The following is a 16,628-nucleotide window of genomic DNA, read 5'->3' as shown; positions in this document are numbered from 1 at the left end:
ACCGTCAAGATCGGGACGGCGCAACCCGAATATACCGACGTGCACGGCCCCTGCGACCCCCACGACGCGAGGTTCGGGCATGAATCGATTCATACACTCGATGTCGCTCAGCCGCCCTCGGAGGCCGGGGGGGGCCTCTTCCGGACCTCAGATGCCGTGCTTCTTCAGGATGGCCTCGATGTCGCTGAAGTCGTCACCGGGCGCGGCCGCCTTCTGCCGCTTCTTCTCCGGGCCGCCCTGCGCCTGCGGGGCCGTCGCCCCCGTGCCGGAGGTCAGTGAGGGCGACGACGCGGCCGGGGCGACCGCCGCGCCCTTCGCCGCGGTCCGTGCGGCCTTGCGCTCCGCGCGGGTCGAGCCGGAGCGGCGCTCCACGGCGCGCGTGGTCATGAAGAGCAGCCAGGCCAGGGCCAGCAGACCGAAGCCGAGCCAGACACTCGGCTTGAAGACGACGTCGGACAGCCACTCGACGACACCGGTCATCACCAGGCCGACCGGCACCAGCGAGTAGGCGGCGATCCGGGTCGCCGTGAGGAACCGCTTGCGGTACGCGGTGATCGCGGCGATGCCCAGGCCGGCCGCGGACACCGCGGAACAGATGGTCTCGGCAAGCATCGGGGCCTCCAGCGATCGGGAAACGTCCCTTCCATCCTGCACCGGTCGTGGCCGGCGGGGCCACGGTTGCGGACCACATCAGGGACATTTCAGGGCCGCTGTCCTCCCCAGGTCCCGATTGGGACGCGTGGGTCACGCCTGAAAGACTGATTCCATGAGCGATTCCCCCTCCGCAGCGCCGGTCGTCCTCGACCTCTGGTGCGAGCTCCAGTGCCCCGACTGCCACCTGGCCCTCTCCGACGTGCGCGCCCTGCGCGCCCGCTACGGCGACCGCCTGGAGATCCGGCTGCGCCACTTCCCGCTGGAGAAGAACAAGCACGCGTACGCGGCGGCGCAGGCGGCGGAGGAGGCCGTCGTCCAGGGCAAGGGATGGCCGTACGTCGAAGCGGTCCTGGCCCGCACCGCCGACCTCGCCCGCACCGGTGAGCCGCTGCTGGTCGACATCGCGGGCGAACTCGGTCTCGACGCCGAGGAGTTCGACACGGCACTGATCGACGGCCGCCATCTGCTGATCGTGGACGCCGACCAGGCCGAGGGCAAGGCGATCGGGGTCACCGGGACTCCGACCTATGTGATCGGCGACGAGCGGCTGGACGGCGGGAAGAGCCAGCACGGGCTGCGCGCGCGGATCGAAGAGATCGCCGACCGGCTGCTCGCCGCCCAGGACTGAGCACCGGCCCCGGCCCGCCGGCTGCCCGCCCCGCCGACGCGGGGGGGCCGGCGGTCGGCGGGCGGTCCGTCACAGCGCCTTGGCCAGGTTGTACTGGGTCACCTCGTAGCCGAGCGACTCGTACAGGCGCAGCGCGGGCGTGTTCGAGGCGAAGACGTGCAGGCCGAGCAGGCCGAGACCCGCGTCCAGCGTGACGTCCTCCGCCAGGTGCATCAGCGCCCGGCCGTATCCGCGCCCCCGGTGCTCCTCGCTCACCTCGACGTCGAACACGTAACCGAGGTCGTCGCCGTCCGTCCTCTCGCGCCGGGCCACCCAGACGTAGCCGACGACGACGCCGTCGTGGGCGAGGACATGGAAGTACATGCCGGGGGTGGCGAGGCCGTCCGGCAGGTTCGTGGCGTGGTCGCTCTCGGACTTGCGCCGGGCCTGCTCCTCCGGAACGCCGCGCGCCATCCATTCCCGCGCGTACGTCCCGACGCTGGTGGCCGCCCACGCGGCGTACTCCTGCTCCGTCATCGGACGCCCCGTGACCCCGGCGGGCAGCGCGGGGGCGGTCCGGCGGAGGGGCTTCAGCATGTTCCGGCTGCGCTCGGTGTAGCCGAGCACGGCGGCCAGGGCCCGGGCGGCGTCGTTGTCCACCGGAGCCACCAGGCGGACCTGGGTGCAGCCCCAGCTCCGCAGCACCTCCTCGGCGGCGAGCGCGGCGAGCGTGCCGCGCCCGCGCCTGCGGTGCGCCTCCTCGATGCCGAGCGAGTGGAGTATCCCCGCCGTGGGCCCGAACGCCGGGTCGGTGGAGACGCCGACGGTCCCCACGGCCCGCCCGTTGTCGCACACGTCGTACATGCGTTCCTGTGCGCCGTCGGCGCCTTGCTGGATCGGCCCGGACGGCCGGAGGGTCGTGGTCATCAGGGTGTTCTATCCGCTGGAGGGCGGCACGTCACCCCGTTTGCGGATCGCGGGCCGCCGGGCTCACGGGTCGAGGTCGTCCGCCGAGCGCTCGTCGAATACCCGCATGGCCTTGGCGGTGACCGGCCCCGGGGCACCCGGCAGCTGCCGTCCGTCGACCCGGTGGACGGCCTGGATGTCGCGGAGCGTGGAGGTCAGGAAGATCTCGTCGGCCCGTTCGAGCACATCCAGCGGGAGGTCGGTCTCCTGGGCGCCCGTCCACTCCACGGCCAGGGCGCGGGTGATCCCGGCGAGGCATCCCGAGGTGACGGGAGGGGTGTGGACGCGGCCGTCCAGGACGACGAAGACGTTGGAGCCGGTGCCCTCGCAGAGCTGCCCGACCGTGTTGGCGAACAGTGCCTCCGACGCGCCCTGCTCGTGGGCGCGCGCGAGAGCGATGACGTTCTCGGCGTACGAGGTGGTCTTGAGTCCCGTCACCGCGCCGCGTTCGTTGCGCGTCCAGGGGACGGTGACCACGGCCGTGCTGTCGGGGCGGCGGGCCGCCTCCCCCAGGGCGACGACCAGGCTGGGGCCCGCGTCGCCTCGGTCGGAGCCGAGCGGGGAGAGTCCGCCGGTGTAGGTGATGCGGAGCCGGCCGAGCTCCATGGGGTTGGCCTCGACGACGGCCGCCGCCGCGCGGCGGACCTCGTCGTGGTCCGGGTCGGCCAGACCGAGACCCCTGGCCGAGCGCGTCAGCCGGTCGAGGTGCCGGGTCAGGGCGAAGGGGCGGCCCCCCGCGACCCTGACGGTCTCGAAGACGCCGTCACCCACGGTCAGCCCGTGATCGAGCACGGACAGCCGTGCGTCATCGGCATCGCGCAGCCCGCCGTTGACCCAGATCCTCATGACGCGGTCCTTCCTGTCTCCTCGTAGGCGCCTGACGCTACAGCGAGCAGCCGGGAGGCCTTGAGCTCGGTCTCCGCCCATTCGCGTGCCGGGTCCGATCCCCAGGTGATCCCGGCGCCGGTGCCGAAGCGGAGCAGGGTCGCGGGGCCGGTCCGCTCGATCCAGAAGGTCCGTATCCCGACGGCCAGTTCCGCGGTGCCCCGGTCGGCGTCCACCCAGCCGACCGCTCCGCAGTAGGGGCCCCGGGGGGCCGTCTCCAGCGCCTCGATGATCCGCAGCGCGCTGGACTTGGGCGCGCCGGTGACCGACCCGGGCGGGAACGCGGCGCCGAGGAGCTCGGGCCAGTCGGCGCCGTCGGCGAGCCGTCCGCGCACGGTGGAGACGAGGTGCACGAGTCCCGGGTGCTTCTCCACGGCGCAGAGGTCGGGGACGCTCACGCTCCCGGTGGCGCAGACGCGGCCCAGATCGTTGCGGACGAGGTCCACGATCATCACGTTCTCCGCGTGGTCCTTGTCCAGCAGGTCGTCCTCGGTGCGGCCGGTGCCCTTGATCGGGCCGGACTCGACGGTGCGGCCGTCGCGTGCGAGGAAGAGCTCGGGGGAAGCGGTCGCGATCTCCACGCCGTGTGCGGGGAGCCGGATCGTGCCCGCGTACGGGGCCGGGTTGCCCCGGGCGAGCAGGGCGGTGAGGGCGTCCACGTCGGCGGCGGGGTCGGGCAGCGGCGCGGAGAGCACCCGGCAGAGGTTGGCCTGGTAGACCTCGCCGGCCGCGATGTGTTCACGGATCCGTCGTACGCCCGCCGTGTAGGCGTCCTCGTCCAGTGATGACGTCCAGTCCGCCGGAGCGGGGCCCCGCCAGGCACCCGGCACCGGGAGGGGGACCTCCTCGGACCGCACATCGGCGAAGCGGGCGCAGACGAGGCGGCCCTCGAAGTCGGCGGAGACGGCCCAGAAACCGGATGACCCGAGGGCCGCGGGATCGCTGGTCACATCCCGCAGACCGGTGGCTACGAGGCCGCTGAAGCGGGCGAGGGGGGTGAGGTCGTGCACGCCGTCGAGTCTAGGACGGCGGGCGGTGACCTGCGGGTGGGCGGCGGTGGCGCAGCACGCTGCGCAAACGCGTTTTTGTACTGGCCCGGGAATCCGCTAGAGTTCAACACGTCGCCGGGACGCGCAAGCGGACCGGGAAAGACAAGCGGACGTAGCTCAGTTGGTAGAGCGCAACCTTGCCAAGGTTGAGGTCGCCAGTTCGAACCTGGTCGTCCGCTCGCAGAAGGTGGGGGATCTTCCCGAACCCCCGCCCCTGGTGGAGTGGCCGAGAGGCGAGGCAACGGCCTGCAAAGCCGTCTACACGGGTTCAAATCCCGTCTCCACCTCCAAGGACGATTAGCTCAGCGGGAGAGCACTTCCCTGACACGGAAGGGGTCACTGGTTCAATCCCAGTATCGTCCACTGATCCGCAAGGATCCCCGCGCGATTAGCTCAGCGGGAGAGCGCTTCCCTGACACGGAAGAGGTCACTGGTTCAATCCCAGTATCGCGCACGCAGTACACGCAGGGTCACCCTGCGCGATTAGCTCAGCGGGAGAGCGCTTCCCTGACACGGAAGAGGTCACTGGTTCAATCCCAGTATCGCGCACCAGCCGAAACCCCCGGTCGTCTCGACGACCGGGGGTTTCGTCGTGTGTGGCGGGTTCAGCCGGTGAAGAGCTGGGTGGCCTTGCGGGCGAGCTCGTACAGCCCGTAGGCGAACGGCACGGCGACCCAGAGCCAGACGAACACCATGAGCGGCTTACGACTGCTGGTGGACACGGGGGCTCCCTTCCTGTGCCTCGTGGAATCGTGCGTGGACGGGGCGGATGCACTCGTTGGCGACGAAGCCGACGACGAGCAGTCCGATCATGATGGTCAGCGAGGTCGTGTAGAGGCTGGGCCCGGTGTGGCCCGCGCGCTCCCCCGCGTCCGCGACGCGGTTGACGATCAGCGGGCCGAGCACACCGGCCGTGGACCACGCGGTCAGCAGCCGGCCGTGGATGGCTCCCACCTGGTACGTGCCGAAGAGGTCCCGCAGATAGGCGGGGGCGGTCGCGAATCCTCCGCCGTAGAAGGACAGGATCACCAGCGCACAGCAGATGAAGAGCGGCTTGGAGTCGTTGCCGAGCTGGGCGATCACGACGTACATGAGAGCACCGACGCCGAGGTAGATCCGGTACATGTTCTTGCGGCCGATCAGGTCCGACGTGGAGGACCAGAGGAGCCTGCCGCCCATGTTGGCCAGCGAGAGCAGCGCGACGAAGCCGGCCGCCGCGGAGACCGAGACCGGGGTGGAGGTGTCCGAGAAGAAGTCCTGGATCATGGGGACGGCCTTCTCCAGGATGCCGATGCCCGCCGTGACGTTCATGCACAGGACCACCCACAGGCACCAGAACTGGGGTGTGCGCAGGGCGTTGCGTGCGGAGACCTGGGCGTTGGTGACGAGCCTGCGGGTCTCCTGCTTCGGCTGCCAGCCCTCGGGGAGCCAGCCCTCGGGCGGTACGCGCACGAGGAGGACGCCGAGCGTCATGAAGGCGGCGTAGACGACCCCGTGGACGAGGAAGGCCGTGGCGATGCCGGAGCGGTCGGTGCCGAAGCTCTCCAGCATCCCGGTGGACCAGGGCGAGGCGATGAGGGCACCGCCGCCGAAGCCCATGATGGCGATGCCTGTCGCCATGCCGGGGCGGTCGGGGAACCACTTGATGAGCGTGGAGACCGGGGAGATGTAGCCGATGCCGAGGCCTATGCCGCCGATGAATCCGTAGCCGACGACGACGAGCCAGTACTGGCCGGTCGCGGCGCCGAGCGAGGCGACGAGGAAGCCGGAGGAGAAACAGACGAGGGAGACGAACATCGCCCAGCGGGGGCCGTTGCGTTCGACGAGGGTGCCGCCGAAGGCCGCGGAGAGCCCGAGCATGACGATGCCCAGCTGGAACGGGAGGGCGCTCGCGGTGCCCGAGAGGTCGAGAGCGGATTCGAGCGGCGGCTTGAACACGCTCCAGGCATAGGCCTGTCCGATGGAAAGGTGTACGGCGAGCGCGGCGGGCGGTACGAGCCAGCGGCTCCACCCCGGGGGCGCGACAGTTCGGGACCTGTCGAGGAAGTTCATGGACCCGAACTCTAGGCACCAGCCATGGCCATGACTAGATCATGAACGAAGTCCGTCGACCGTATGCAATGCGGGTCCGGGCGCTCGGCCCGGACCCGCCCTGCGGCAACGGCCGCGCTGCTGACCGGTCAGGAGGAGAACAGCATCCTGCCGAAGCTCTTCTGACGGTGGTGGCCGCCGTAGTGGCCGCCCTGGTGCGGCGCACCCCAGGCGGGAGCCTGTGCGGCGGGGTAGGCCTGCGGGGCGGGCGGCGGGGGCGGGGCCTGCTGGGCCCACTGCGACTCCAGGCGGGTCAGGGACTCCAGCTCGCCGTAGTCGAGGAATATCCCGCGGCAGCCGCTGCACTGCTCGATCTGGACACCGTTGCGGTTGTATGTGTGCATCTGGGCATGACACTTGGGGCACTGGATCATCGGGTCGGCTCCTCCGGTCGTGAAGTCGTCGCCGGAATGCATGCCCGGCGGCGATCAGTTCACCCTACGACGCCCGTCCGTCGGCCAACTCGGGCGGGAGGGAAGCAATTCGGACACATGCATCGATCATCAACTGTTCCACCTCATCCGGACCGCGCCCCTCCGCCGCGGACCTGGCGAGAGCGAGGGCGGCTGTCTGGACGGTGAGCGCCCGCGCGGGGACGTCGAGTTCGGGCCAGGGGTCCCCTTCGGCGCGTACCGCCGGGCCCCCGGCGGCCCGGTAGGCGTCCAGGAAGCGCAGCCAGACCTCGGGGGGCAGCAGCCCCGCCGCGTACCATGCGGCGGGCCGGGCGAGGTCCCAGGCGGGGTCGCCCGGGCCCGTGTCGTCGACGTCGATCAGCAGCCAGGGGCCGTGCGGGGCGGGGTGGCGGACGAGCTGGCCGAGGTGCAGGTCCCCGTGGCAGAGGAATCCGTCCCGGCCCGCACGGCCCGGCTCCTCGGCGCGGGCCCAGCCGGGCAGCCCGTGCCAGGCGGCGAGCACGGGTGCGACGGCCGGGTTCCCGGGCAGCGCGTCGCACATCCGCGCGACGGCTCTGGCGGCCTTGGCCGGTCCGCGCATCGGCGGGAGCGGGTGGGGCGGCGGGGTGCGGTGCAGCCGGGCCAGGAGGAGTGCGGCCTCCTCCCAGGGGGCGGCATCGGGGTCCGACGGGTCCACCGGTACGCCGTACGGCCAGAGGCTCACGGCGCGGCCCTCCGCGTGGAGCGGCGCTTCGTGGGCGGGGGGCTGCTCGTGCCGGGCGGACGACGGACCGGCCTGGGCCGGGAGCGGCGCGTCGCGCGCTCGCAGCGGCGGGAGCAGGATGCCCGCGAGGCCGGGGGACGCGGCCAGGGACAGGCGGGCGGCCAGCTCCTCGGGTTCGGTGTCCGGGGCGTGGGCCTTGGCGACGACGGCACCGACGCGGACCACCGTGCCGTCGGGCCGGTCGGCGAGCACCTCGGGCGGGGCGCAGGCGCACGCGGTGGTGGCGGCGCGGGCGCCGGTGTGCGCTGGTTGCGTCGTGTGGGCGCCGTCGTGCGCGAGATCGCCCAGTGCGCGGACGACAGGGGTGGTGGTCATCTGCTCGGCTCCCCCGGCGGTGGTCGGCCGGCCGCACGGCCGGTCCCGGCGGTGATCGTACGCGTCCGCCGCGAAGGGCCTCCCGGCCGGATCGCGCCGGGCTCGCGTGGTCCGAAGAGCCCGGCGGACGGCCCCGGACAGCGCGATGTCCGGCCAGCTCCCCAGCTGGCCGGACAAACGCTGCCGCCCGCCGCACCCCCGTCCCCACGGGGCTGTTGGCCGGGATGTCCGGTCCGGACCGCTCTTCCGGACCCGGGGCGCCGCTCAGCGCCCCAGCATCACGCCCACGGACGACGCCTGTGTGACCACTGCCTCCCAGCCGCCGAAGACGACGACGAGCAGGGCCGCCAGGGGAAGAACCATCGCCGTCGCCACCAGCGGGTGGCGACGGCCGGACGGCCGTACGCCGAACGAGGCGTAGACCCTGCGTCCCCGCGTGCGGACCATCGTCCGTGCTGCCGTGTCGGCCATGGTTCCTCTCCCGGTCAAGATCTGGAGCGGCGGGCGCTTGGCCTCGGGGGACGAGTTCCACGCCCACCGCTCACGTTCAAGACTAGGGAGACGGAAACCGCCCGGCGTCATGCCCGCGTACCGAATGCCGGGCCTCCCGGAGGATGAGCCGACGGCCTTCGGTGTACTCCCCTGGGTGGAGAGGCGGTCACGGATGCGGTACCCGGCACCTAGGGGGCGCCCCCGGGGCCCTGACGTGTACTTGTCGGGACCTGGCCCATGGCCTGCGCCGGGTGGGCGTCAGAGGTCGCCGTCCGCCATGGCGAGCAGCCGGTCGAGGACGGCCGGGTCGGCCCGGACGCCGTCGTGGGCGTGATCGGGGCTGACCCAGGTACGCAGGCCCCGTACCGCTTCGGCGGTGGCGAGGGAGTGTTCGCGGTCGACGTACATGTCGTCCTGATAGACGGCCGCCACCACGGGGACCTCGTTGGCCGCCAGCCGGCCGAGGTCGTAGAGGGGCGGCCAGTCCGTGCGCGCGGCGAGGACTTCCGCGGCGCCCCGCAGCGGGACGAGTGCGGGGTCCTCGTCGAACTGCCAGGGGTAGACCATCTCGCCGGTGAAGCGGACCGGGCTGCCGGGCCGGGCGTCGAAGGCGGGGAACTCCTGCCGGACCCGGTGCGCCGACCAGTCGGTGGGGCGGGACCCCTGGGCGTAGATCGGCTCGTGCAGTGCCGCGTAGAGGGGGCGTTCGGCGAAGGACACCGCGGCGTCGACGCCCCGCAGGAACGTGTCGGTGAGCTCGGGGCCGCGGACACCGTCGGCGAAGGCGGTCTCCAGGAGGTAGTGGAGCGAGTCGAACTTGGCGGAGGTGCCGAAGGTGATGCCGAGCGTCTGGAAGCGGCGCACGGTGAGCCGTTCGCCGGTCGGCATGCGTACGTCGTTCGCCTCGAGGTGCGCGGCGACGGCGTCGGCGATCGGCTGGTCGCCCGGGTAGCGGGCGAAGTACCGCGCGTTGTGGGAGAGGGTGCGGGCGTAGGCGGCGCGGTACACGTCGTCGGCGTGGCCGGTCAGCGTGGGCAGGCCGCCGGTGATGAACGCCCGGGTCAGCCCTTCGGGCGCGAGGCTGAGGTAGGTGAGGGTGGCGAAGCCGCCGAAGCTCTGCCCGAGGACGCTCCACGGGCGGTCGTCCTGGAGGTGCCGGCGCAGCAGTTCGGCGTCGCGGACGATCGAGTCGGCCCGGAAGAGTCCGAGGTGGGCCGCCGCTGCCCGGTGGTCCGTGCCGAACCGGGCGAGGGTGAGCCGGTCGGCGGGGGTGGAGCGTCCCGTGCCGCGCTGGTCCATCAGGACGACGCGGTGGCCGGTGAGGGCGCGGCGGAGCCAGGCGCCCGCGGCGTTGGGCCGTTCCGCGCGTCCGCCGGGGCCGCCCTGGAGCCAGAGCAGCCGGGGCAGCTTCTCGTGTTCCCGCCCCTCGGCCACCACTTCGCGGGCGAACAGGCTGATGGCCGGGGAGCCGGGATCGCCGTGGTCGAGCGGCACGTCGAGGGTGAGGTCGGTGCAGACCAGGCCGCCGTGGCGGTAGGAGACGGGCGGGGGCGTGGACATGGGCGCTCCTTGTCGCGGGGAGGGGCTCGTCGGGGCGTGCAAGGGGGCACGCGCGGAGAAGCGGCGGCGGGCAGGCTTCCTGTGCCTGCCCGCCGCCGCCCGGGGCTCAGTAGCCGGCGACGCCGAGGTCGCGGCAGATCTCGACGAGTTCGGGGTGCACGTAGCGCCCGTTCTCCTCGATCGCGACACCGTCCAGGTAGATGGACGGGCCGAGCACGCTGCCGTCGGTGTGCGCGGCGGCGACCCACGGTTCGCCGCCGATCCAGGCGCCCTTGGTGCCGATGCCGAGCTCGACGCAGCCGAAGACGCGCTCGTCCTCCACGATGCGGCCCGTCGGGGCGAGGACGCCCGGGTTGAAGCCGAGCGACCAGTGGGCCACGCGGAACATGTTCGGGTCGTCGAAGGACTCCATCCAGCGGCGGAAGGTGTCGGCGTCGGCGCCGCCCTCGATCTTCGTGACGACGCCCTTCTCGACGGTGCAGCGGACCGGGGAGCGCAGCAGGCCGATCTCGTCCGGCGGCCACAGGGCGCCGTCGAACACGAGGATGCCGTCCTGGGTCTCCTCCAGCGGGTTCCAGGAGATCTGGCCGGACAGCATGACCGTCTCGCCGGGCTTCTCGGCGGGCTTTCCGCGGAGGTTGATCGGGCGGTCGCCGTTGCGGCCGACGAGGTCGGTGCCGTTGGCGGAGGTGATACGGACCTCGTCGGCGGCCTCCAGGAGGGCGACGAGGGCCTTGCCCAGGCGGATGACGCCCTGGAAGTCGGGGCGGCCGACGGTGGCGACCAGCATCTGGACGTCCATGGCGGTGAGGTTGGTGTAGCGGCAGCCGTTCGCCATGGCGGCGCGGAAGGCGTCGGAGTGCATGACGTAGGAGACGGCGAACTCGATCCACACGTCCGCGTCGGCTATCGCGCCGGCCACGGGGCGGGGCGGCTCCATGGAGGCACCGGGCATCGTCTCGTACCAGACGATGACGGGGTGCGCGCCGGCGGCGGCGACGGCCTGTGCGGTGGCCTCGACGACCCGGCGGTCGCTGCTCGTGTCACCGGTGAGGACGACGTGCTCGCCCCGCTTGACGAGCATGACCTCCTCGACGAGCTTGCGTGCGGCCAGGGCCAGTTCGAAGCTGAGGTACTCGGGACGCGGTTCGAGCCTGCTGTACATGTCCACGGTGGGGGTTCTCCTTGCCTTGCGGGTGGTGCGGGGTGGTGGCTTCGGGGGTCAGGTCTTGAGGATCTGGGCGGAGTCGCCGAGCGAGCTGCCCGCGATCACACCGGCGCCGATCAGGTTCAGTTCCTCGTCGGCGGCGGGGCCGCGCAGCTTGCGGTAGACGACCCGGACGGCGAGTGCGCCCAGGACCAGCCAGCAGGCCTGCGGGGTGAGGATGAGGAGGCCGGTGGCGAGCATGACGCCCATCTGGCGCCGGGTGCCGCCGAGCAGCTGGATGGCCGCGCCGGGAATGGCCCAGAGCAGCATGGTGCGCACCGCGTCGGGGTCGCTGAGTCCGGTCTTGATCGTGTCGGCGTACACCTTGGCGACGGGCGGGATGAGCCCCTGCCCGAAGTAGGAGCGCCAGGCGACGGCGACGACGAGCAGCGCGACACCGAAGCCGATCAGGGCGGCCAGGAACTGCTGGCGGCGGCCCTCACGCTCGTACGGGTCCCAGGGGCGGTGGTCGCGGCGCAGCAGCCAGCCCGCCTTGAGGTCGTAGCCCATGTCGGCGAAGGCGGGGCCGGTGGCGGAGACGTAACCGATCAGGAGGGCCAGCGGCACGGAGGGGATGCCCATGGCGAGCCCGAGGATCAGGAAGATCAGGGTGACGGCGAAGGACGGGAACCAGCCGGACTGCATGGCGGCGAGGCCGACGATCAGTTCGTGGACCAGCGCGGCGAAGGCGGCGAAGAGGACCCAGCCGACGATCCCCAGCGGGCTCATGTCCCCGATGAGCCCTCCGAGTACGGCGAGCACGACGGCGCCCGCGGTGAACAGCGCGTAGCCGCGGATCAGTGCGAGCCGCAGGCCCCGCTCGTCGACGGTGTACTCGACGGTCGGGTCGGTCACGACGCGGGTGCTCGCGGGCTCCTGGTCCGCCTTCCGCTTCTTGCGGGCACGGCGGCCGACCAGCATGTGGACCGCCTGCCCCAGGGCGACGACGCCCGCGCCGACCATGACGCCGTGCGGGATGAAGCCGGCCCCGAGGTCGGTGTCGAAGAGGTCGGGGCTGTACTGGCGCAGCATCAGACCGATGCCGAACATCATCAGCGCCCACACATTGCCCAGGAAGGCGACACCGGCCGCGGAGAGCGGCAGGGCGAGCAGCGTTCCGGCGAGCCCGACCGCGGTGCCGCCGGCCAGGATCAGCGCCCGGCGGCCTCCCCGGTCGCCGGCCTTGATGGTCTCGGCGGCGGCCGTCCCGGGCGGCCATGCGGCGTCGGCGGGCAGCAGCCGGGAGCCGAAGGCGCGGTAGAGCACCCAGGCGTCCACGAGCAGGCCGATGAACGATCCGGCGAGCATGGGCCAGACCAGGTCCTGCCGTCCGAAGACGTACGGGATGGCGACGGAGGTCAGCAGCGCGTTCGCCGAGGCGAAGGTGGCTGCGGAGATGGCGCTCTGGGCGAGGTTCTGCCGGTGCACGGACCGCATCCGGCGCAGGAACCCGAGCGGAATGCGGCCGATGAGCATGGCGACGAGCGCGCCGACGACCGAGGTGTTGGCGGAGATGCCCAGCTTGGACACCAGGTCGATGCCGATCACGGCACCGACGGCGGCGAGCAGCACCAGGATGACCAGCAGCACGGGTTCGAAGACCCGGGGGTGTGAGCCGTGGTCGTCGGGGTGGGATCCGGACGGTGGCGGAACGCGGTGCGGGGCGGAGGCTTGGTGCGCCACAGGGCACCCCCTTCGGTGAGCAGGGCTGGGGAGACGCCGTCTCCCGTCGGCGCGCGGGCAGCAGGGCGCACCGGCGGCACGGGGGTGCCGCGGGATCGAGCGGTGGACGATCGGGCGGGTTCAGCCGCCGAGAGCCGCGGTGATCTCCGCTGCCCCGGCGCGTACCAGCGGTACGAGGGTGTCGACGGCCCGGTCCACGCGGTGGGAGGGGCCGATCACGGTGAGGGAGGCGGCCACGGCTCCCCCTTGGAGGACGGGGGCCGAGACCGCGGTGACGGCCTCGTCGTACTCGCCGTAACTGACGCAGTGGCCGTCGGAGCGGACCTGGGCGTAGCAGGCGAGCAGGGCGTCCAGGTCGGTGATGGTGCGGTCGTTGAAGCGGGAGAGCCCGGTGGGCCCGAACATCTGCCGGATCTCGCGTTCGGGATGGTACGCGAAGATGGTGTGGCCGGACGCCCCGGCGTGGCCGGGCATGACCGCGCCGATGATGGCGGTGTAGCGGACGGGGCCCGTGCCGTCGACGGCGGCGGCGCAACGGTAGCTGGAGCCGTGCGGAACGTTCAGCACGATGCTCTCGCCCGTCTCGCGCAGCAGCCGGGCGAGTATCGGGCGCGCGAGCGAGGGCAGGACACCGCTGTGCTCGCCGACCCGGGCGAGCCGGGAGAGGGCGGGGCCCGGGCGGTAGCGGCGGCTGACGTCGTCGCAGATCAGGAACCCGCGGGCGGTGAGGGTGGTGAGCAGTCTCTGGATCACCGCCTTGTCCCAGCCGTGGTGGCGCGAGAGTTCGCTGACGCCCCACTCGGGGCGCTGCTCGGTGAAGGTGAGCAGGACCGCGAGGGCCCTGTCCACGGTCTGGAGGACGCCGGGTGCCTGGGGTGCGGCCGCGACCGGGGTGGTGTCGGTGCCGTGGTCCGCCATGGGCCGGCCTCCTTCGTTCCGTACAGGTGGTTCGTGCGCCGACCGGTGGCCGGGGGCGGACTCCCGGGTTCGAACCGGGGGTGCTCCGGGCTTGTATCGGTGCGGAAATCGCAACGCCGTTGCGTTTTCTGGCGAAAGAATGCGGGTGCATGGACCACGTGTCAAGGGTGTGCCGGGAGATTTTGCACGGCGGCGGGGCGGGGCTCGTGCGGGTGCGGGGGCGAGCGCTTGGGCCGGGGCGTGCGGGCGTGCCGGACACCCCGGGGGTGACAGCGCGAAGACCTCCGGTGCGGTGAGGTGTCCGGGCTCACCGCACGACGGAGGTCTTCGTGTCCCTCCACGGTCGGGGGGGCCGGCAAGCCGGGTCCACCCGGGGAGAGAGCTAGGAGGGGTCAGGAGGAGTTACGAGCGTTCCTCCTCCCGGGGGCGCTCGGAGGCGTCCTCCCGGGGGACCGGCTGCTCGACCAGGGCGAGCACCCTGGTCGCCATGAAGCGGGCGGTACGGACAACTGATCCACTTCGGGTGACTTCACTCACTTCCACCACACCCCGGCGGACCGCTGTCTCCACCCGGCGGCCTGCCCTGGAGGCCACCACTTCGTACGTCCTCGTCGTGTCACCCGCGTCCACGACTATTTCCACACGATCGCCCTTCATTGATCCAACTCCCCCTTCAGCGACGGACCTTTGAGATCTCGCACAGGCCGGGGAGTCTGGATCTCCGGCTCCCTGACCACCTCTCAATTCTCCCACCGGGTACTGACAATCGATGGGGCGGCGAGGGCGCGGCCTCTGAGCGCGCCGCGCCACGGGTACGTAAGCTGTGCCTCGTCAGGCGGACCGGCAGCGGGGATGGGCAGACGATGGCGATGATGCGGCTCCGGCGCGAGGACCCGCGTGTCGTCGGTTCGTTCAGGCTGCACCGGCGGCTCGGCGCGGGTGGCATGGGCGTCGTCTATCTCGGTTCCGACCGCAGGGGCCAGCGTGTCGCCCTGAAGGTGATCAGGCCCGACCTGGCGGAGGATCAGGAGTTCCGCTCGCGTTTCGCGCGCGAGGTGTCCGCCGCCCGCAGGATCCGTGGCGGCTGCACGGCGCGCCTGGTGGCCGCAGATCTCGAGGCGGACCGTCCCTGGTTCGCCACGCAGTACGTCCCCGGGCCCTCGCTCCACGACAAGGTCGTCGAGGAGGGGCCGCTCGCGGCGGCTGAGGTGGCCTCGATCGGGGCGGCGCTCTCGGAGGGGCTCGTCGCCGTGCACGAGGCCGGTGTCGTCCACCGCGACCTGAAGCCGTCGAACATCCTCCTCTCCCCCAAGGGCCCCCGGATCATCGACTTCGGCATCGCCTGGGCGACCGGCGCCAGCACGCTCACCCATGTCGGGACGGCGGTGGGTTCGCCCGGCTTCCTGGCACCCGAGCAGGTGCGCGGGGCCGCCGTGACACCCGCGACGGACGTGTTCTCGCTGGGCGCCACCCTGGCGTACGCGGCGATGGCCGATTCGCCCTTCGGGCACGGCAGTTCCGAGGTGATGCTCTACCGCGTGGTCCACGAGGAACCGCATCTGTTCGATGTGCACGACGCGCTCGCCCCGCTCGTACGGGCATGTCTGGCGAAGGACCCCGAGGAGCGGCCGAGCACCCTTCAGCTGTCCATGCGGCTCAAGGAGATCGCGGCGCGCGAGGCCCAGGGACTGCAGGAGCGCCGTCCTCCGGCGCAGCGCGGCGAGCAGGAGCTGGACCGGCCGACCGGCCGTCTGGAGGGCTCCTACACCGAGCAGTCCACCCGGCGTACGGCCGGCGGCCCGCCTCAGCCCACGCGGTCGCAGGGCCGGCGTCCCGCGCCGTCACGCTCGACGGCCCCCCGCACCGGCGGCTCGCAGTCCCGGCCCTCGCGCAGCGGCACCCGGCCGGGTCAGCAGCCGCACGGCCCCAAGGCCACGAACGGTACGAACGGCAGGCCCGCCTCACGGTCCGGTGTGCGCACGACGTCCGCGGGGAACGGCGGGAAGCGGCGGCCGGCGAATCCCCGGCTGCTGCGCCAGCGGCTCGTCGTCTTCGTCGTGGTGACCCTGCTGGTGGCGCTGGGGATCGCCGCGGCCCAGGGCTGCCAGGGCCCCGCACGCGGGCTGGGCGGCTCGCCGTCGCAGACGTCCGACGCCGCCGCCCCGGACCTCACGCGGGCGGACGGGGCCTGAGGGCTCAGGCGGGGTCGGTCCGGGTCGCGTAGAAGGCGACGGCGGAGGCCGCCGCGACGTTGAGCGAGTCGACACCCGCGTCCATCGGGATCCGTACGTGGGCGTCGGCCTCGGCCAGCGCCTGGGGCGTGAGGCCGTCGCCCTCCGTGCCGAAGACGAGGGCCAGCTTCTCGTGGCGCCGCGCGACGAGCTCGTCCAGCGTGATCGACCGGTCACTGAGACAGAGCGCGGCCGTGGTGAAGCCGGCCTCGCGCAGCAGCCCGAGGTCCTGGGGCCATGAGGTCAGACGGGTCCACGGGACGTGGAAGACGGACCCCATGGAGACCTTCACCGCGCGCCGGTAGAGCGGGTCGGCGCAGCGCGGGGTGAGCAGGACCGCGTCGACGCCGAGCGCGGCGGCGTTGCGGAAGGCGGCGCCGAGGTTGGCGTGGTCGACGATGTCCTCGAACACGGCGACCCGCCGCACTCCGCCCTCCGCCGGGGCCAGCAGGGTGCGCACGTCGGACAGCGGCCTGCGTTGCATGGAGGCGAGCGCCCCCCGGTGCACGTGGTAGCCGGTGACGCGTTCGGCGAGTTCAGGCGTGACCGCGTACACCGGTGCGGTGGCCTCGTCGATCACATCGCGCATGACCTCGGTCCACTTGGCCGAGAGCAGCATGGACCGCATCGTGTAACCGGCGTTCAGGGCGCGCCGGATCACCTTCTCGCCCTCGGCGATGAAGAGGCCCTCGGCGGGCTCCCGCCGACGCCTGAGTTCGACGTCGGTCAGGCCGGTGTAGTCGCCGAGCCGGGGGTCGTCCGGGTCGTCGACGGTGATGAGTTCAGCCACGGGG

At 72.3% G+C, this 16,628-nt stretch carries 17 protein-coding genes and 5 tRNA genes; 7 read left to right on the top strand and 15 right to left on the bottom strand.

Annotated features, from left to right (window positions below; translation table 11 throughout):
- Positions 1-147 precede the first annotated feature (147 nt).
- Complete coding sequence (locus AMK10_RS29830) at positions 148-612, bottom strand: hypothetical protein (protein ID WP_073751590.1); 465 nt, start codon at positions 610-612, stop codon at positions 148-150.
- 154 nt (positions 613-766) lie between these two features.
- Between AMK10_RS29830 and AMK10_RS29825 the strand changes: the two genes are divergently transcribed.
- Positions 767-1,282 carry a DsbA family protein gene (locus tag AMK10_RS29825; protein WP_073751588.1) on the top strand — a complete coding sequence of 172 codons (516 nt, stop codon included), beginning with the start codon at positions 767-769 and terminating at the stop codon, positions 1,280-1,282.
- 69 nt (positions 1,283-1,351) lie between these two features.
- Here AMK10_RS29825 and AMK10_RS29820 read toward each other — a convergent pair whose 3' ends face one another.
- The 3 genes from AMK10_RS29820 to AMK10_RS29810 all read right to left on the bottom strand — a co-directional run bounded on the left by AMK10_RS29820 (position 1,352) and on the right by AMK10_RS29810 (position 4,122).
- Positions 1,352-2,188: a GNAT family N-acetyltransferase gene (locus AMK10_RS29820; protein WP_073751586.1), complete on the bottom strand. Its 837-nt coding sequence runs from the start codon at positions 2,186-2,188 to the stop codon at positions 1,352-1,354.
- A gap of 63 nt (positions 2,189-2,251) precedes the next feature.
- A complete protein-coding gene (locus tag AMK10_RS29815; protein WP_073751584.1) occupies positions 2,252-3,073 on the bottom strand; it encodes an aminotransferase class IV in 822 nt (273 codons plus the stop codon).
- Positions 3,070-4,122 carry a chorismate-binding protein gene (locus tag AMK10_RS29810; RefSeq protein ID WP_073751582.1) on the bottom strand — a complete coding sequence of 351 codons (1,053 nt, stop codon included), beginning with the start codon at positions 4,120-4,122 and terminating at the stop codon, positions 3,070-3,072. Before AMK10_RS29810 ends, AMK10_RS29815 begins: the two co-directional genes overlap by 4 nt.
- A gap of 145 nt (positions 4,123-4,267) precedes the next feature.
- Between AMK10_RS29810 and AMK10_RS29805 the strand changes: the two genes are divergently transcribed.
- The 5 genes from AMK10_RS29805 to AMK10_RS29785 all read left to right on the top strand — a co-directional run bounded on the left by AMK10_RS29805 (position 4,268) and on the right by AMK10_RS29785 (position 4,713).
- Positions 4,268-4,340 (top strand) — tRNA-Gly (locus AMK10_RS29805).
- Between the two features lie 37 nt (positions 4,341-4,377).
- Positions 4,378-4,451 (top strand) — tRNA-Cys (locus tag AMK10_RS29800).
- A gap of 1 nt (position 4,452) precedes the next feature.
- Positions 4,453-4,524, top strand: a tRNA-Val gene (locus AMK10_RS29795).
- A gap of 19 nt (positions 4,525-4,543) precedes the next feature.
- Positions 4,544-4,615: transfer RNA gene (locus AMK10_RS29790), tRNA-Val, on the top strand.
- A 23-nt stretch (positions 4,616-4,638) separates the two neighbouring features.
- Positions 4,639-4,713 (top strand) — tRNA-Val (locus tag AMK10_RS29785).
- 53 nt (positions 4,714-4,766) lie between these two features.
- Here the strand turns inward: AMK10_RS29785 and AMK10_RS38775 are convergent.
- The 10 genes from AMK10_RS38775 to AMK10_RS29740 all read right to left on the bottom strand — a co-directional run bounded on the left by AMK10_RS38775 (position 4,767) and on the right by AMK10_RS29740 (position 14,260).
- The gene (locus tag AMK10_RS38775; protein ID WP_413251899.1) at positions 4,767-4,856 is read right to left on the bottom strand and encodes an MFS transporter small subunit; all 90 of its coding nucleotides are present in this window, start codon (positions 4,854-4,856) and stop codon (positions 4,767-4,769) included.
- Between the two features lie 7 nt (positions 4,857-4,863).
- Positions 4,864-6,213 carry an L-lactate MFS transporter gene (locus AMK10_RS29780; protein WP_073751580.1) on the bottom strand — a complete coding sequence of 450 codons (1,350 nt, stop codon included), beginning with the start codon at positions 6,211-6,213 and terminating at the stop codon, positions 4,864-4,866.
- A gap of 128 nt (positions 6,214-6,341) precedes the next feature.
- Complete coding sequence (locus AMK10_RS29775; protein ID WP_073752021.1) at positions 6,342-6,626, bottom strand: TFIIB-type zinc ribbon-containing protein; 285 nt, start codon at positions 6,624-6,626, stop codon at positions 6,342-6,344.
- A gap of 64 nt (positions 6,627-6,690) precedes the next feature.
- Positions 6,691-7,743 (bottom strand): phosphotransferase family protein, encoded by a 1,053-nt coding sequence (locus tag AMK10_RS29770; RefSeq protein WP_073752019.1) that lies wholly within the window; start codon positions 7,741-7,743, stop codon positions 6,691-6,693.
- A 264-nt stretch (positions 7,744-8,007) separates the two neighbouring features.
- Positions 8,008-8,214 (bottom strand): hypothetical protein, encoded by a 207-nt coding sequence (locus AMK10_RS29765; RefSeq protein WP_073751578.1) that lies wholly within the window; start codon positions 8,212-8,214, stop codon positions 8,008-8,010.
- Between the two features lie 279 nt (positions 8,215-8,493).
- Complete coding sequence (locus AMK10_RS29760) at positions 8,494-9,795, bottom strand: alpha/beta fold hydrolase (protein ID WP_073751576.1); 1,302 nt, start codon at positions 9,793-9,795, stop codon at positions 8,494-8,496.
- A 106-nt stretch (positions 9,796-9,901) separates the two neighbouring features.
- Positions 9,902-10,960 (bottom strand): hypothetical protein, encoded by a 1,059-nt coding sequence (locus tag AMK10_RS29755; RefSeq protein ID WP_241839720.1) that lies wholly within the window; start codon positions 10,958-10,960, stop codon positions 9,902-9,904.
- A gap of 57 nt (positions 10,961-11,017) precedes the next feature.
- The gene (locus AMK10_RS29750) at positions 11,018-12,592 is read right to left on the bottom strand and encodes an OPT/YSL family transporter (protein ID WP_073752017.1); all 1,575 of its coding nucleotides are present in this window, start codon (positions 12,590-12,592) and stop codon (positions 11,018-11,020) included.
- 213 nt (positions 12,593-12,805) lie between these two features.
- On the bottom strand, positions 12,806-13,603 hold the full coding sequence (locus AMK10_RS29745) for an IclR family transcriptional regulator (RefSeq protein WP_073751572.1): 798 nt from the start codon (positions 13,601-13,603) through the stop codon (positions 12,806-12,808).
- A 402-nt stretch (positions 13,604-14,005) separates the two neighbouring features.
- The gene (locus tag AMK10_RS29740) at positions 14,006-14,260 is read right to left on the bottom strand and encodes a hypothetical protein (protein WP_073751570.1); all 255 of its coding nucleotides are present in this window, start codon (positions 14,258-14,260) and stop codon (positions 14,006-14,008) included.
- A 206-nt stretch (positions 14,261-14,466) separates the two neighbouring features.
- Between AMK10_RS29740 and AMK10_RS29735 the strand changes: the two genes are divergently transcribed.
- Positions 14,467-15,795 carry a serine/threonine-protein kinase gene (locus tag AMK10_RS29735; RefSeq protein ID WP_073751568.1) on the top strand — a complete coding sequence of 443 codons (1,329 nt, stop codon included), beginning with the start codon at positions 14,467-14,469 and terminating at the stop codon, positions 15,793-15,795.
- Between the two features lie 4 nt (positions 15,796-15,799).
- On the opposite strand, the gene AMK10_RS29730 is transcribed toward AMK10_RS29735, so the two are convergent.
- The gene (locus tag AMK10_RS29730; protein WP_073751566.1) at positions 15,800-16,624 is read right to left on the bottom strand and encodes a TrmH family RNA methyltransferase; all 825 of its coding nucleotides are present in this window, start codon (positions 16,622-16,624) and stop codon (positions 15,800-15,802) included.
- Positions 16,625-16,628: the final 4 nt, after the last annotated feature.

The organism is Streptomyces sp. CB02058 (genome assembly GCF_001905505.1).
Lineage (GTDB): Bacteria > Actinomycetota > Actinomycetes > Streptomycetales > Streptomycetaceae > Streptomyces.
This window is presented reverse-complemented; position numbering and strand designations above follow the sequence as displayed.